The 14,257-nt window shown below is 42.1% G+C and carries 24 protein-coding genes; all 24 read left to right on the forward strand.

Annotation, left to right across the window (positions count from 1 at the left end):
- Nucleotide 1 precedes the first annotated feature (1 nt).
- The 24 genes from rpsH to cwlD all read left to right on the forward strand — a co-directional run bounded on the left by rpsH (nt 2) and on the right by cwlD (nt 14,224).
- Nucleotides 2-400 (forward strand): 30S ribosomal protein S8, encoded by a 399-nt coding sequence (gene rpsH / locus IMZ31_RS00800; protein ID WP_036787748.1) that lies wholly within the window; start codon nt 2-4, stop codon nt 398-400.
- A gap of 30 nt (nt 401-430) precedes the next feature.
- A complete protein-coding gene (gene rplF / locus IMZ31_RS00805; RefSeq protein WP_036787745.1) occupies nt 431-967 on the forward strand; it encodes a 50S ribosomal protein L6 in 537 nt (178 codons plus the stop codon).
- Between the two features lie 32 nt (nt 968-999).
- Nucleotides 1,000-1,362 carry a 50S ribosomal protein L18 gene (gene rplR / locus IMZ31_RS00810; RefSeq protein WP_036787742.1) on the forward strand — a complete coding sequence of 121 codons (363 nt, stop codon included), beginning with the start codon at nt 1,000-1,002 and terminating at the stop codon, nt 1,360-1,362.
- A gap of 20 nt (nt 1,363-1,382) precedes the next feature.
- Nucleotides 1,383-1,889 (forward strand): 30S ribosomal protein S5, encoded by a 507-nt coding sequence (rpsE, locus tag IMZ31_RS00815; protein ID WP_036787740.1) that lies wholly within the window; start codon nt 1,383-1,385, stop codon nt 1,887-1,889.
- A gap of 13 nt (nt 1,890-1,902) precedes the next feature.
- Nucleotides 1,903-2,085: a 50S ribosomal protein L30 gene (gene rpmD, locus IMZ31_RS00820; RefSeq protein WP_036787738.1), complete on the forward strand. Its 183-nt coding sequence runs from the start codon at nt 1,903-1,905 to the stop codon at nt 2,083-2,085.
- A gap of 32 nt (nt 2,086-2,117) precedes the next feature.
- Nucleotides 2,118-2,558 carry a 50S ribosomal protein L15 gene (gene rplO, locus IMZ31_RS00825; protein ID WP_036787735.1) on the forward strand — a complete coding sequence of 147 codons (441 nt, stop codon included), beginning with the start codon at nt 2,118-2,120 and terminating at the stop codon, nt 2,556-2,558.
- Nucleotides 2,558-3,850 carry a preprotein translocase subunit SecY gene (secY, locus tag IMZ31_RS00830; RefSeq protein ID WP_207528835.1) on the forward strand — a complete coding sequence of 431 codons (1,293 nt, stop codon included), beginning with the start codon at nt 2,558-2,560 and terminating at the stop codon, nt 3,848-3,850. Before rplO ends, secY begins: the two co-directional genes overlap by 1 nt.
- Nucleotides 3,851-3,894: 44 nt before the next feature.
- On the forward strand, nt 3,895-4,548 hold the full coding sequence (locus IMZ31_RS00835; protein WP_188655918.1) for an adenylate kinase: 654 nt from the start codon (nt 3,895-3,897) through the stop codon (nt 4,546-4,548).
- A complete protein-coding gene (gene map, locus IMZ31_RS00840) occupies nt 4,545-5,291 on the forward strand; it encodes a type I methionyl aminopeptidase (RefSeq protein ID WP_207528836.1) in 747 nt (248 codons plus the stop codon). Before IMZ31_RS00835 ends, map begins: the two co-directional genes overlap by 4 nt.
- A 16-nt stretch (nt 5,292-5,307) precedes the next feature.
- Nucleotides 5,308-5,643, forward strand: coding sequence for a KOW domain-containing RNA-binding protein (locus IMZ31_RS00845; RefSeq protein ID WP_036787722.1), 336 nt, complete (start codon nt 5,308-5,310; stop codon nt 5,641-5,643).
- A complete protein-coding gene (gene infA / locus IMZ31_RS00850) occupies nt 5,621-5,839 on the forward strand; it encodes a translation initiation factor IF-1 (protein ID WP_036787719.1) in 219 nt (72 codons plus the stop codon). Before IMZ31_RS00845 ends, infA begins: the two co-directional genes overlap by 23 nt.
- Before the next feature lie 39 nt (nt 5,840-5,878).
- Nucleotides 5,879-5,992 (forward strand): 50S ribosomal protein L36, encoded by a 114-nt coding sequence (gene rpmJ, locus IMZ31_RS00855; protein ID WP_036787716.1) that lies wholly within the window; start codon nt 5,879-5,881, stop codon nt 5,990-5,992.
- 24 nt (nt 5,993-6,016) lie between these two features.
- The gene (gene rpsM / locus IMZ31_RS00860; protein WP_036787713.1) at nt 6,017-6,382 is read left to right on the forward strand and encodes a 30S ribosomal protein S13; all 366 of its coding nucleotides are present in this window, start codon (nt 6,017-6,019) and stop codon (nt 6,380-6,382) included.
- Nucleotides 6,383-6,407: 25 nt separating this feature from the next.
- Nucleotides 6,408-6,797, forward strand: a complete 390-nt coding sequence (gene rpsK, locus IMZ31_RS00865) for a 30S ribosomal protein S11 (protein WP_036787710.1) — start codon at nt 6,408-6,410, stop codon at nt 6,795-6,797.
- Nucleotides 6,798-6,978: 181 nt separating this feature from the next.
- Nucleotides 6,979-7,923, forward strand: coding sequence for a DNA-directed RNA polymerase subunit alpha (locus IMZ31_RS00870; RefSeq protein WP_036787707.1), 945 nt, complete (start codon nt 6,979-6,981; stop codon nt 7,921-7,923).
- 44 nt (nt 7,924-7,967) lie between these two features.
- Nucleotides 7,968-8,327: a 50S ribosomal protein L17 gene (rplQ, locus tag IMZ31_RS00875; protein WP_036787704.1), complete on the forward strand. Its 360-nt coding sequence runs from the start codon at nt 7,968-7,970 to the stop codon at nt 8,325-8,327.
- Nucleotides 8,328-8,499: 172 nt separating this feature from the next.
- Nucleotides 8,500-9,339 (forward strand): energy-coupling factor ABC transporter ATP-binding protein, encoded by an 840-nt coding sequence (locus IMZ31_RS00880; RefSeq protein WP_207528837.1) that lies wholly within the window; start codon nt 8,500-8,502, stop codon nt 9,337-9,339.
- Nucleotides 9,315-10,181: an energy-coupling factor ABC transporter ATP-binding protein gene (locus IMZ31_RS00885; RefSeq protein ID WP_207528838.1), complete on the forward strand. Its 867-nt coding sequence runs from the start codon at nt 9,315-9,317 to the stop codon at nt 10,179-10,181. Before IMZ31_RS00880 ends, IMZ31_RS00885 begins: the two co-directional genes overlap by 25 nt.
- Entirely contained in the window at nt 10,178-10,975 is a 798-nt protein-coding gene (locus IMZ31_RS00890; protein ID WP_207528839.1) for an energy-coupling factor transporter transmembrane component T family protein, read from the forward strand. Before IMZ31_RS00885 ends, IMZ31_RS00890 begins: the two co-directional genes overlap by 4 nt.
- Before the next feature lie 13 nt (nt 10,976-10,988).
- Nucleotides 10,989-11,732, forward strand: coding sequence for a tRNA pseudouridine(38-40) synthase TruA (gene truA, locus IMZ31_RS00895; RefSeq protein ID WP_207528840.1), 744 nt, complete (start codon nt 10,989-10,991; stop codon nt 11,730-11,732).
- Nucleotides 11,733-11,895: 163 nt separating this feature from the next.
- Nucleotides 11,896-12,333 carry a 50S ribosomal protein L13 gene (gene rplM, locus IMZ31_RS00900; protein ID WP_036787689.1) on the forward strand — a complete coding sequence of 146 codons (438 nt, stop codon included), beginning with the start codon at nt 11,896-11,898 and terminating at the stop codon, nt 12,331-12,333.
- Between the two features lie 22 nt (nt 12,334-12,355).
- Nucleotides 12,356-12,748 (forward strand): 30S ribosomal protein S9, encoded by a 393-nt coding sequence (rpsI, locus tag IMZ31_RS00905; RefSeq protein WP_036787686.1) that lies wholly within the window; start codon nt 12,356-12,358, stop codon nt 12,746-12,748.
- Nucleotides 12,749-13,003: 255 nt separating this feature from the next.
- Nucleotides 13,004-13,447 (forward strand): DUF2521 family protein, encoded by a 444-nt coding sequence (locus IMZ31_RS00910; protein WP_207528841.1) that lies wholly within the window; start codon nt 13,004-13,006, stop codon nt 13,445-13,447.
- Nucleotides 13,448-13,510: 63 nt separating this feature from the next.
- Nucleotides 13,511-14,224 carry an N-acetylmuramoyl-L-alanine amidase CwlD gene (cwlD, locus tag IMZ31_RS00915; protein ID WP_207528842.1) on the forward strand — a complete coding sequence of 238 codons (714 nt, stop codon included), beginning with the start codon at nt 13,511-13,513 and terminating at the stop codon, nt 14,222-14,224.
- Nucleotides 14,225-14,257 lie beyond the last annotated feature (33 nt).

Raw genomic sequence — 14,257 nt, forward strand, 5'->3', positions numbered from 1 at the left:
AATGGTCATGACAGATCCAATTGCAGATATGCTAACTCGCATTCGTAATGCGAACATGGTACGTCACGAAAAGCTTGAAGTACCTGCTTCTAAGCTTAAAAAAGAAGTTGCGGACATTCTTAAACGTGAAGGCTTCGTTCGCGATTACGAAATGGTTGAAGATGATAAACAAGGAATCTTACGTATTTTCCTTAAATACGGTGCTAACAACGAGCGTGTTATCACTGGATTAAAACGAATCAGTAAACCTGGTCTTCGTGTGTACGCAAAAGCTGATGAGCTTCCACGCGTATTAAACGGTCTTGGAGTAGCAGTCGTATCTACTTCAAATGGTGTTTTAACGGACAAGGAAGCACGCCAACAAGCTATTGGCGGCGAAGTGCTTGCTTACGTTTGGTAATAAACAATTGAATGACAGGAGGTGCACAGTATGTCCCGCGTAGGTTTAAAACAACTACAAATCCCTGAGGGTGTTGAAATCAACATGAATGGGGACGAAATTACAGTTAAGGGTCCTAAAGGTGAATTAACTCGTACTTTCCATCCAGACATGACGATCAATATTGAAGACAACATTTTAACCGTTGCTCGCCCAAGCGATAATAAAGAACACCGTTCTTTACACGGTACTACCCGTAGTCTTATCGGAAACATGGTTGAAGGTGTTTCTAAAGGTTTCGAGAAAAGCCTTGAGATCCAAGGTGTAGGTTACCGTGCGCAAAAGCAAGGTGAAAAGATCATCATTAACGCTGGTTACTCTCACCCAGTTGAGGTAGAACAGCGTGAAGGTATCGAAATCGAAGTACCATCTAACGCGAAATTAACTATTAGAGGTATTGATAAAGAACTAGTTGGCGCTGTTGCAGCGAATATCCGCGCAATCCGCCCACCAGAGCCTTACAAAGGTAAAGGTATTCGTTACGAAGGCGAACATGTTCGTCGTAAAGAAGGTAAAACTGCTAAATAAGTCTCGTTAGGGAAGAGAAAGGAGTGACCTGAATGATCACAAAAGCTGACAAAAATGCTGTGCGTAAGAGAAGACATGCACGCGTGCGTAAAAAAGTAGCTGGTACTCCGGAACGTCCACGTTTAAACGTTTATCGTTCAAACAAACACATTTACGCTCAAATCATTGACGATGTAAATGGTGTTACACTAGCTAGCGCTTCTACAGTAGATAACGAGTTTAACCTTGATACTACTGGAAACGTTGAAGCTGCAACAAAAGTTGGTCAGATGGTAGCTGATCGTGCGAAGAATAATGGCGTTTCTGCTATTGTATTCGACCGCGGAGGTTATTTATATCACGGACGTGTGAAAGCTCTAGCTGACGCTGCTCGCGAAGCAGGACTAGAATTTTAATAGAAAAAGGAGGGACAGAAATGAGTACAAACGTAGTAGATCCTAACAAATTAGATCTAGAAGAACGCGTTGTTACTGTCAACCGTGTTGCAAAGGTTGTTAAAGGTGGACGCCGCTTCCGTTTTGCTGCATTGGTTGTAGTAGGAGACAAAAATGGTCATGTTGGATTCGGTACTGGTAAAGCCCAAGAGGTTCCAGAAGCGATTCGTAAAGCAATTGAAGATGCGAAGAAAAATCTAATCACTGTACCAACAGTTGGTACTACAATTCCACACGAAATCATCGGACGTTTCGGTGCTGGAAACATCCTTATGAAACCTGCTGCAGAAGGTACTGGAGTTATCGCAGGTGGTCCCGTACGTGCGGTACTAGAACTTGCAGGTGTAGGTGACATCCTATCTAAATCATTAGGTTCAAACACACCAATTAACATGGTACGTGCTACACTAAGCGGACTTAGCGAACTTAAGCGTGCGGAAGACGTTGCGAAACTTCGTGGAAAGTCTGTAGAAGAACTGTTAGGATAAGGAGGGAAATAGTATGTCTAAAAAATTAGAAATTACCCTCACTCGCAGTGTGATTGGCAGACCAGAACCACAGCGTGCTACTGTTAAGGCGCTTGGTCTTAAGAAAATTCGCCAAACCGTAGTTCACGAAGATACTCCAGCTGTACGTGGTATGGCGAACAAAGTATCTCACCTAGTGACGGTAAAAGAAGTATAACGATCGAATAACGTAAAAGAGGAGGTGCTACAATGAAACTTCATGAACTTAAGTCAACAGAAGGTACTCGTAAAACACGTAATCGTGTAGGCCGTGGTATGGCTACTGGTAACGGTAAAACTTCTGGACGTGGTCATAAAGGACAAAAAGCTCGTTCCGGTGGCGGTGTACGCCCAGGTTTCGAGGGAGGTCAAATGCCTCTATTCCAACGCCTACCAAAGCGTGGTTTCACAAACATTCACCGCAAAGAGTTTGCAGTTGTAAACCTTGACGCGTTGAATCGTTTCGAAGAAGGAACAGAAGTCACTCCTGAGCTTTTGCTTGAAACAGGCGTGGTTAGCAAACTTAATTCTGGCATCAAGGTACTTGGTAAAGGTAACATTGAGAAGAAACTAACTGTAAAAGCTCATAAGTTCTCTGCTTCCGCGAAAGAAGCTATCGAAGCAGCGGGCGGTCAAACTGAGGTGATTTAATGTTCCGGACAATCTCCAATTTTATGCGCGTGAGTGATATACGACAAAAGATCATCTTCACTCTTTTAATGTTAGTCGTATTCCGACTTGGAACATTTATACCTGTTCCATTTACTGATAAGAACGCCATTAACTTTATGAATGAAAATAATGTTTTTGGCTTCTTAAATACGTTTGGGGGCGGAGCCCTTCAACAGTTCTCCATCTTTGCAATGGGAATCATGCCGTACATTACGGCTAGCATCATCATGCAGCTCTTGCAGATGGATGTTGTTCCTAAGTTTACTGAGTGGAAGAAACAAGGTGAAGTTGGCCGTCGTAAATTAGCTCAGTTTACCCGCTATGGAACGGTCGTTCTTGCTTTTATTCAAGCAATTGGTATGTCAGTCGGCTTTAATGCTATGACTGGCGGACAATTAATCTTAGATCCGGGTGCTATGAAGTTCCTTGTAATTGCACTCGTACTAACAAGTGGAACAACGTTTTTAATGTGGTTAGGTGAACAAATCACGGCACATGGCGTAGGTAACGGAATTTCCATCTTAATCTTTGCAGGTATTGCTGCTGGTATTCCAGGTGGAGTGAACCAGCTTTTTGAGAAATATATCTCCGGAGCAGGTGATCAACTATTTCTCAATCTCGTGATCGTTGCATTGATTGCACTTGTAACAGTTGGAATTGTCGTTGGAGTTATATTCATTCAACAAGCGTTGCGTAAAATACCTATCCAATATGCGAAACGATTAGTCAATCGTTCACCAGTGGGTGGTCATTCTACGCACCTTCCGATAAAAGTAAATGCTGCAGGGGTTATCCCAGTAATCTTCGCAATTTCATTTATCGTTGCACCGCGTACTGTCGCAGGATTCTTCGGTGATAGTGAAGTGGCTTCCACGATCCAGTATATATTTGACTATCAAAACTGGACTGGAATGATTATCTATGTAGCTTTAATTATTGCTTTCACGTATTTCTACACATTTGTTCAGGTTAATCCAGAGCAAATGGCGGAGAATTTGAAGAAGCAAGGTGGGTATATCCCAGGGATTCGTCCTGGTAAAAACACCGAAACTTATTTGACTCGTGTACTTTACCGTTTAACATTTGTGGGTTCTATCTTCCTAGCTGTAATTGCTGTATTGCCAATTATCCTAGGGAACTTTGCTGGACTACCACAAAGTGTTCAAATTGGTGGTACTAGTCTACTCATCGTAGTTGGTGTTGCACTAGAAACGATGAAACAATTAGAAAGTCAGTTAGTGAAACGTCACTACAAAGGCTTCATTAAATAAAAGGATTAGGTGCTAATCCACCAAATGAGAGCGAGGGGAACATTTTGAACTTAATCTTAATGGGTTTACCAGGTGCTGGTAAAGGTACCCAGGCAGAGAAGATCGTTGAAAAATACCAAATCCCTCATATCTCAACAGGAGATATGTTTCGTGCTGCGATCAAGGAAGGAACTGATCTAGGAAAAGAAGCTAAATCCTATATGGATCAAGGTGCACTAGTACCAGATGAAGTAACCATCGGTATAGTTCGCGAGCGTCTTGGTAAAGAAGACGCTACAGAAGGCTTTCTTTTAGACGGTTTCCCGAGAACAATCGCACAAGCAGAAGCGCTTGAAACAGTTCTATCTGATTTAGGCTCTACATTAGATTATGTTCTTCATATCGATGTAGACCAAGATCAGCTTGTCGAGCGTTTGACTGGACGTAGAATTTGTCCAACATGTGGCGCTACGTACCATGTCACATTCAACCCTCCTAAAGTAGAAGGGAAATGCGACAATGATGGTAGCGAACTCATTCAACGTGATGACGACAAACCAGAAACCGTGCGCAAGCGTGTTGAAGTAAACCTTGAAAACACTAAACCACTATTAGACTTCTATGAAGGTAAAGGATATTTAGTTTCGATCAATGGAGATCAAGAAATTGATCAAGTTTTCCATGATATCGACCAAAAGCTCGGAGGCTTATCTAAATGATTATTACAAAGACGCCACGCGAATTAGATATTATGCGTGAAGCTGGCAGAATCGTCGCACTCACGCACCAGGAACTAGCAAAGCATATTGAACCTGGTATCACTACCAATAAACTTAATGAGATTGCGGAAGAATTCATCCTCAGTATGGATGCAATTCCTTCTTTCAAAGGTTATAATGGATTCCGTGGCAGTATTTGTGTATCTGTCAATGAAGAGCTGGTACATGGAATTCCAGGTGATCGCCAATTGAATAACGGAGATATTATCTCTATAGATATTGGCGCTAAATATAAAGGCTATCATGGAGATTCTGCCTGGACTTACCCAGTAGGGGAAATCGATGAAGCAACACAGGAACTACTTGATGTAACGGAAGAGTCCTTGTTTAAAGGCCTGGAAGAAGCAAAGCCGGGCGTTCGCTTATCAAATATTTCTCATGCTATTCAATCATTCGTAGAACCTAAAGGTTTTTCTATTGTTAGAGAATATGTAGGCCACGGAGTTGGGCAAGAACTTCATGAAGATCCACAAATTCCTCACTACGGTCCTCCGAATAAAGGACCACGACTTAGACCAGGAATGGTTTTAGCCGTTGAACCAATGGTCAACGCTGGTGAACGTTATGTACGTACGCTAGCTGATAATTGGACAGTAGTTACGGAAGATGGTAAGATGTGTGCCCACTTCGAGCATACTATTGCAATAACGGATGAAGGTTTTGAGATTTTAACTAAAGCCTAAGTGAAGGTGATCGTTTTTGAACGAAGCGGATTCGAGTCCACGAATAGGTCAGGTTGTTCGTGTTTTGCAAGGACGTGAGGTAGAACAATATATGATTATCATCGGATTTGTTGATGATCGTTTTGTGATGCTCGCAGACGGAGAAAAACGAAAGTACGACAGGCCGAAGAAGAAAAATATTCAACACATTGAATGTACTGAGTATGTTTCTCCTGAGGTCGAAAATAGCCTTCTAGAAACTGGTCGCGTAACGAATGGCAAACTTCGTTTTGCCTTATCAAAATTTGTAGATGAAGCAGTGACTGATTTGAAGAAGGGAGATCAACTCGATGGCGAAAGAAGATGTAATTGAAGTAGAAGGAACAATCGTTGACACATTGCCTAATGCAATGTTTAAAGTTGAGTTAGAGAACGGGCATACCGTACTTGCTCACGTCTCCGGAAAGATTCGTATGCATTTCATTCGTATTCTTCCAGGAGATAAAGTAACGGTTGAACTTTCACCATATGATTTAAGTAGAGGACGTATTACCTACCGCTACAAATAATAATGCGGGAATGCTCCGATCTAAGAGGAGGTATGGATGATGAAGGTAAGACCATCTGTAAAACCAATTTGCGAAAAATGCAAAGTTATCCGCCGTAAAGGTAAAGTAATGGTAATTTGCGATAATCCTAAGCATAAACAAAAACAAGGATAAGTACTAAAGGAGGTGCACTGCTGAATGGCACGTATTGCTGGTATTGACATTCCACGTGACAAACGTATTGTCATTTCATTAACGTATGTATACGGCATTGGACACACAACTGCTAAATCAGTTTTAGCGGATGCAGGCGTATCTGAGGATACTCGTGTTCGTGACCTAACAGAAGATGAATTAGCTAAGATTCGTACAGCTCTTGAGAACTACACTGTTGAAGGTGATCTTCGTCGTGAGAACTCTCTTAACGTGAAGCGCCTGATCGAGATCGGTTCCTACCGTGGAATCCGTCACCGTCGTAGTCTTCCACTTCGCGGTCAGAAAACGAAAAACAACTCTCGTACGCGTAAAGGTCCACGTCGTACAGTTGCAAACAAGAAAAAATAAGGTATAAAGGAGGTAAGCTAACCCTATGGCTCGTAAAACAAACACTCGTAAGCGCCGTGTGAAAAAGAATATTGACACGGGTGTAGCACACATCCGTTCTACGTTTAACAACACTATCGTTACGATTACTGACGTTCAAGGTAACGCAGTATCTTGGAGTAGTGCTGGTGCACTTGGTTTCAAAGGTTCTCGTAAATCTACTCCATTCGCTGCACAAATGTGCTCTGAAGCAGCTGCAAAAGCTGGTATGGAACACGGACTTAAATCCGTAGAAGTAACGGTTAAAGGCCCAGGTGCTGGCCGTGAAGCTGCGATTCGCGCACTTCAAGCAGCAGGACTAGAAGTTACAGCCATTGTTGATGTAACTCCAGTACCTCACAATGGTTGCCGCCCACCAAAACGTCGTCGTGTGTAATTTACCTGTATAGAATTTGTCACCCTGTCTATAATGGGTTATGATAGCTAAAAAAGCAGTATAAAAGCATTTTAGCTTATGAACGAATAAACTATGTATAAACGGGGACTGCCTACCTGAGGAATTTCGGTTAGACTTTGTCTAACCGGGGTTTCGACGTTTTGAAGGAGGGTTTTAATTAATGATCGAAATTGAAAAGCCAAAAATTGAACTGGTTGAGATCAGCGATGATGCAACGTTTGGTAAGTTGGTCGTCGAACCGCTTGAACGTGGATATGGTACAACACTAGGGAACTCCTTACGTCGTATTCTATTATCCTCACTACCGGGCTCTGCTGTAACCTCTGTCCAGATTGAAGGCGCACTTCATGAATTTTCAACAGTTGATGGAGTAGTCGAAGATGTAACAACGATCGTCCTAAATCTTAAGCAACTAGCTCTTAAGATTTACTCTGAAGAGACTAAAACTTTAGAGATTGATGTTTCTGGACAAGGAGCAGTAACAGCTGCAGACATCACGCATGATTCTGATGTGGAGATCTTAAACCCTGAGATCCACATTGCTACGTTACAATCCAATGCAAATCTGCGTATGAAAATTACGGCAGAAAAAGGACGCGGCTATCGTCCTGCAGAAGCGAACAAATTTGATGAACAGCCTATCGGCGTCATCCCAGTTGATTCTATCTTCACTCCAATTTCACGTGTTACCTACCAAGTGGAAAACACTCGTGTAGGCCAGGTGACAAATTTTGATAAGCTTACGTTAGACATTTGGACTGACGGAAGCATTCGACCAGAAGAAGCAGTTTCATTAGGTGCTAAAATCTATATGGAACACTTAAACATTTTCGTTGGACTCACTGATGAGGCGCAAAACGCTGAAATCATGGTTGAGAAAGAAGAAGACCAGAAAGAAAAAGTCCTTGAAATGACAATCGAAGAACTTGATTTATCCGTGCGTTCTTACAACTGCCTCAAGCGTGCAGGTATCAACACGGTACAAGAACTTGCGCAAAAATCGGAAGAGGATATGATGAAAGTTCGTAACCTTGGACGTAAATCCCTTGAGGAAGTTAAGCATAAGCTCGAAGAACTTGGCTTAGGCTTACGTAAAGACGATTAATCATTCGTCGATAGAGAGAAACTCTGCAAAGGAGGGGAACTGACATGGCTAGAAAACTAGGTCGTACAACTGACGTACGTATGGCATTGCTACGCAACTTAGCAACTGACCTAATTATTCATGAACGTATCGAAACTACTGAAGCGAAAGCGAAAGAGCTTCGTTCTGTTGTGGAGAAAATGATTACACTTGGTAAGCGTGGAGATCTTCATGCTCGTCGCCAAGCTGAATCTTTCCTATACAAAGCACAAGCTGATGATGAGAGCGGTCAAACTGCACTTCAGAAGCTATTCACAGACATCGGTCCACGTTACGAAGACCGTCAAGGCGGTTACACTCGCATCATGAAACTTGGTGCCCGTAAAGGTGACGGTGCAAAAACTGCGATTATCGAATTAGTATAATCCCACTTGGAAAAAGGGCAGGACAGAATCTCTTTAGAGGTTATCCCAGCCCTTTTTTTATACGTTTAAAACAAAATCCGGAGACAATCTAATTCGACCTTTTATATAAAGATGTTGTGTTAATTTGTCGTATTTCCGGGGAAATATGAGAGTAGAGCAGAGGAGGTAAGAGATGGAGCAGAGTTTCTTAGAATTTCAAAACGTCTCTTTCCAGTATCGAGAAGATAGCCCTATTGTGTTGGATGATGTCTCTATTCAAGTGAACCAAAATGAATGGGTAGCTGTCATAGGCCATAATGGTTCGGGTAAATCCACCATGGCCAAACTTATGAACGGATTGCTATTTCCAAACGATGGCTCCGTATATGTGGATGGCTTAGAGCTTTCTGAACAGAATATATGGGAGATTCGTCGTAAAGTCGGTATGGTATTCCAAAATCCAGATAACCAGTTTGTGGGGACAACGGTTAAAGATGATGTGGCGTTTGGACTTGAAAACCACGGGATACCTCGCGAAGAGATGATAAAAAGGATTGCCCATAGTTTAAAAGCTGTCGGAATGGAAGAGTATGAAGATCATGAGCCGCACCGCCTTTCAGGTGGTCAGAAACAACGTGTCGCCATTGCAAGTGTTTTGGCCGTGGCTCCATCAATGATTATTCTTGACGAAGCGACAGCTATGTTAGACCCCAAGGGAAGAAAAGAGATTATGCATACGGTGAACCAGGTTCGACAGGAACGTGATGTTTCGGTTGTAACGATCACACATGACTTAAATGAGGTAACGCTCGCTGATCGGGTTATTGTAATGAATAAGGGGAACGTTTGGTTTGAGGGCACTCCGAGAGAGCTGTTTGAGCAAAAAGGAGATCTTCAATCTATTGGACTAGATATTCCACTCGTGTCAAAGTTCGCCCATGAGTTAAAAGGGCTCGGCCTTGATGTAAAGAAACAACCCTTAAATCATGAAGAATTGATGGATGAATTATGGACATTACATTCGACAATGTAAGTTATATCTATCAACCGAATAGTCCGTTTGAACATCGAGCTCTCGAAAATCTCTCTTTTCAAATCCCATCTGGATCCTTTGTGGCTGTGATTGGACATACAGGATCAGGGAAGTCTACACTCATTCAACACCTAAATGGCTTGCTAGCTCCTACCCACGGGAGTGTGACAGTTGGTGATGTTACGTTACAAGCTGGGTCTAAACCGAAAAATCTAAAAGCACTTAGAAAAGAAGTCGGTGTCGTTTTTCAGTACCCAGAACACCAATTATTCGAAGAAACAATTGAAAAAGATATCTCATTTGGACCTCTGAATTTTGGGGTTCAAAAAGAAGAAATTCAACAAAGAGTACAAGAAACAATTGAAGCAGTAGGGTTGTCATCAGATATGTTAGAGCGTTCTCCATTCGATTTGAGTGGTGGACAAATGCGCCGTGTTGCTATTGCGGGAGTGCTTGCTATGAATCCTCGAGTGCTAGTATTAGATGAACCAACCGCTGGCTTAGACCCTAAAGGACAACGTGAGATTATGGACATGTTTTATAAACTTCATCATGAGAAGAATCTCACAACGGTTCATGTTACGCACAGTATGGAGGATGCTCTTGCCTATGCTGATTACGTGATTGTGATGCACAATGGCCATATGTATATGCAGGGGAAACCACTAGAAGTGTTTAGAGAGAAGGAAGCTTTGAATAAAGTGGGATTAGATGTTCCCGAAATTATTGAATTGACCACTAAGATGAATAAGCGCTTTGGTCTAAGTCTGGAATACAAGAAGCAATCTATTGAAGAATTGGCTGCAGAAGCTGCTCAGAAGTTAAAGGGGGCCTCTGTATGAACAGTTCCATGGTAATCGGGCAATATGTACCCGGAGACTCCCTTGTGCACCGTATGGACCCGAGAGCAAAGATTACAATCATCTTCTTTTTTGTCATTGTGGTCTTTTTCGCTAACTCTGTAGCGAGTTATGGGTCTCTCGCGTTATTTGCTTTAATAAGCGTTGGGATTACGAAGATTCCTCCTCGTTTTATTGCAAAAGGGTTAAAGCCTGTTTGGTTTTTGATTATATTTACGTTCATTTTACACCTGGTCGTTACGAAAGAAGGAAACGTGCTTTTTTCGGTACTAGGTTTTGATGTATATTCAGGAGCCCTTATTCAAGGTGTGGCTATATCTTTAAGGTTCTTTTTGTTAATTCTTATTACATCTTTGCTTACATTGACAACCACACCTATTGCGATTACTGATGCCATCGAGAGTCTTCTTCATCCCTTAAAAAAGATCAAGTTTCCTGTACATGAGCTAGCGTTGATGATGTCGATCTCTCTACGCTTTATTCCTACGCTTATGCAAGAGACAGAGAAGATCTCAAAGGCTCAGGCCTCACGAGGTGTTGACTTCAGAACAGGTCCTATCAAAGAACGATTAAAAGCCATTGTACCCTTGTTGGTTCCTCTCTTTGTGAGTGCGTTTAAGCGTGCTGAAGAGCTGGCTATGGCTATGGAAGCTAGAGGCTATCAAGGTGGCGAAGGACGGACCAAGCTCCGTGAGCTTGTGTTACGCAAGATTGACTATACGGTTCTTGTTCTGTTCACCTTTGTGATTATTGCTGTATTTTTAACTAGAGCATAGAGGTGTCTATACTATGGTTCGTATTGCTTGTGTGGTAAGCTACGATGGTACTCATTTTTCTGGGTTTCAAGTTCAACCAAATGGAAGAACTGTTCAGGAAGAGATTGAGAAAGCGTTGAGGAAAATTCATAAAGGGAAAGAAATACGTTTACACCCGTCTGGACGAACTGACGCGGGTGTTCACGCACGTGGACAAGTTCTTCATTTCGATTCTGATTTAGATAATCCGAAAATGGATTGGAGAAAGGCCCTGCAATCTTTAATGCCAGATGACGTGGTCATACAACGTGCTGAACCCGTTTCTGATGATTTCCATTCACGCTATAGTCCAAAGAAGAAAGAATATCGGTACCGTGTCTTAAACTGTGATATTCCCGATGTTTTCCGGAGAGGCGTAACCTTTCACTATCCTTATAAATTAAATATAGAGGCCATACAAGAGGCGTGTGCTCTAGTAGAGGGCACTCATGACTTCACGTCCTTTTGTTCCAAGAAAACGACGATGAAAGGCGATTATGTCCGTACTCTATATTCTGTCCGCTGCGACGTAGTAGATGATGAATTGGTATTTACGTTTATCGGGAGCGGTTTTCTTTATAATATGGTTCGTATTTTAATCGGAACGTTCCTTGAGATTGGTTCTGGAAGAAAAGACGTATCAGACTTAAAAGAAATTTTGGCAGCTAAAGATCGAGACCAGGCTGGCAAAACGGCGCCACCACAAGGGTTGTTTCTGTGGAATGTAGATTATTTGTAAAAACAACGTCCCCAGGTGTAACATACCCTTGACATTAAATAGTAAAGTATTATAATATGATCTATGGCATTTTATTTCTATACCACGATTGGCCCCGGAATCTAATTGTGTTGAGAATAAAATATACGTTAACGAGATAACGAAAATCAGGAGGGAACTGACCATGCGCACAACTTTTATGGCAAACGAAAACAACGTTGAACGCAAATGGTATGTTGTTGATGCTGAAGGCCAAACACTAGGTCGTTTGGCTAGTGAAGTTGCAGCAATCCTTCGCGGTAAGCATAAAGCAACTTACACTCCTCACGTTGATACTGGCGATCATGTCATTATCGTAAACGCTGAGAAGATCCAACTTACAGGTAAAAAACTGACGGACAAGATGTACTACCGTCACACAAATTATGTTGGTGGACTTAAAGAACGTAACGCTCTAGAAATGCGTACGAACTATCCACAACAAATGCTCGAGCTAGCCGTTAAAGGTATGCTACCAAACGGAAGCCTAGGACGCAAAATGGGCAAAAAGCTACATGTTTATGCAGGTCCTGAACACAAGCACCAAGCACAAAAACCAGAAGCATACGAGCTTCGCGGTTAATTAATAAGGAGGTTGACTACAGATGGCACAAGTACAATACAACGGTACCGGACGTCGTAAAACTTCTGTAGCGCGTGTACGTTTAGTTCCAGGTACAGGCCGTATCGTTATTAACAAACGTGACTCAGAAGATTATTTCCCATATGAAACGCTACGTGTGATCACTAAACAACCTTTAGCTGTGACTGAAAACGAAGGCAACTACGACGTTTATGTAAACGTTGATGGTGGTGGCTTCACAGGTCAAGCTGGTGCAATCCGTCACGGAATTGCACGCGCGTTGTTAGAAGCAGATCCAGAATACCGTACGACTCTTAAGCGTGCAGGTCTACTTACACGTGACCCTCGTAAGAAAGAGCGTAAGAAATACGGTCTTAAAGCTGCTCGTCGTGCTCCACAATTCTCAAAACGTTAATTTTATATTTTCGTTTTCAAAACCCCTGGTCATTTGGACCGGGGGTTTTTTGTCGTTCAATAAATCATAAATTGCTTTTTCCGTAGAATAACTTAACTTTAAATCGCTCCGTGATATTTAATCAGTGCCCACAGCTCTCAAGTTGGTGGGCACTTTTATGTGTGCGTATTTCTTCCAGTCGAGGGAAGTGTTATAGCTCAGAATGATTGAGCTTCATACCGAATACACTAATAAGCAATATGGAGGTGATTCGGTATGTCGGTTGTATCTATAGATCGGCTCCGTTTAAATAAACAGTTAGCTTTTGAGCGAAATTTATTACGTGAGTTAACATTTACAGAAGTTCAAAACGATGTGTCTAAGAGGTTTCAGCGTTTCTTTCACTCGTTTCAAGTATATGAGTCCGCTATTAAAGAAGAAGCAGTTGAGCAAGCGATGGAAGCTTATTTATTAGGGGCAGAAGCTAGTCAATTCATACTAATGGGAGAGCGCATAGAGGAAATTCAAAAAAGGTATGAAGCTGAGCTTGGTACGATTGCACTTGATTTCTTTGATTACCTGGAGTACTGGCAGCAAGCGTCAGGTATAAATGGATGGTTTGTAGTCAAGGCAGAAAAAAGCTGTGAGGACTTTATAGACACGTGGTGGAAGATTGGTATAGAACGAGGTGAACGACGCAGGCGGCTAAGGCTTGATTGATACGCATAATCTCTTTCCTTGTCCCATATATTGAGAAGTAGCTAGGATGAGGAGGAGACAAGGATGGGGAAAGCTTTTAAAATTTCAAGTTGGTTTATTGGTTTAGTGGTCCTAATTGTACTTATACGTTATCCAATCGAAACAAATGATTCGTGGCAAACATGGTCCCTTCCCCTTGCTGGTAAGGTTATTGTCATTGACCCAGGCCATGGAGGGGTCGATGGAGGAGCGGTAGGGAGCGATGAAACGCTAGAGAAGGAAATAACACTTGAGGTCTCTAAAAAGCTTCGGGATTACTTACAACAAGCAGGGGCGTTAGTTTATATGACGAGGGAAAAAGATGTTGATTTGGCTGATGAGGATGAAAAAAGCATTTCAAAGCGAAAATCCCAGGATTTAAAGAGGCGAGTGGAATTCATCAATGATAAAGAAGCAGATTTCTATGTAAGTGTTCATCTAAATGCCATTCCTTCGCCAAAATGGCACGGGGCCCAATCTTTTTATAATGCATCTTCGCCAGAAAGTGAACAGCTTGCGAAGCTTATTCAAAGTGAAATTAAGCGGAACTTAGAAAATACGAATCGTAGTGCATTAGCTATTAGTAACATGTACTTGCTTCGCAGTACGGATTCTCCTGGAGCGCTTGTGGAAATTGGTTTCTTATCTAATGCACATGAGCGCGAGTTGCTGAAAACGGAGGAGTATCAAAACAAAGTTGCTGCCTCGGTATATGAAGGGATGTTACGCTACGTTACAGAGGATGAGATTCCAGAGTGACTTACTGAAAATTTGTAATAATCAAGCACTGTC

Source organism: Pontibacillus sp. ALD_SL1 (genome assembly GCF_017355605.1).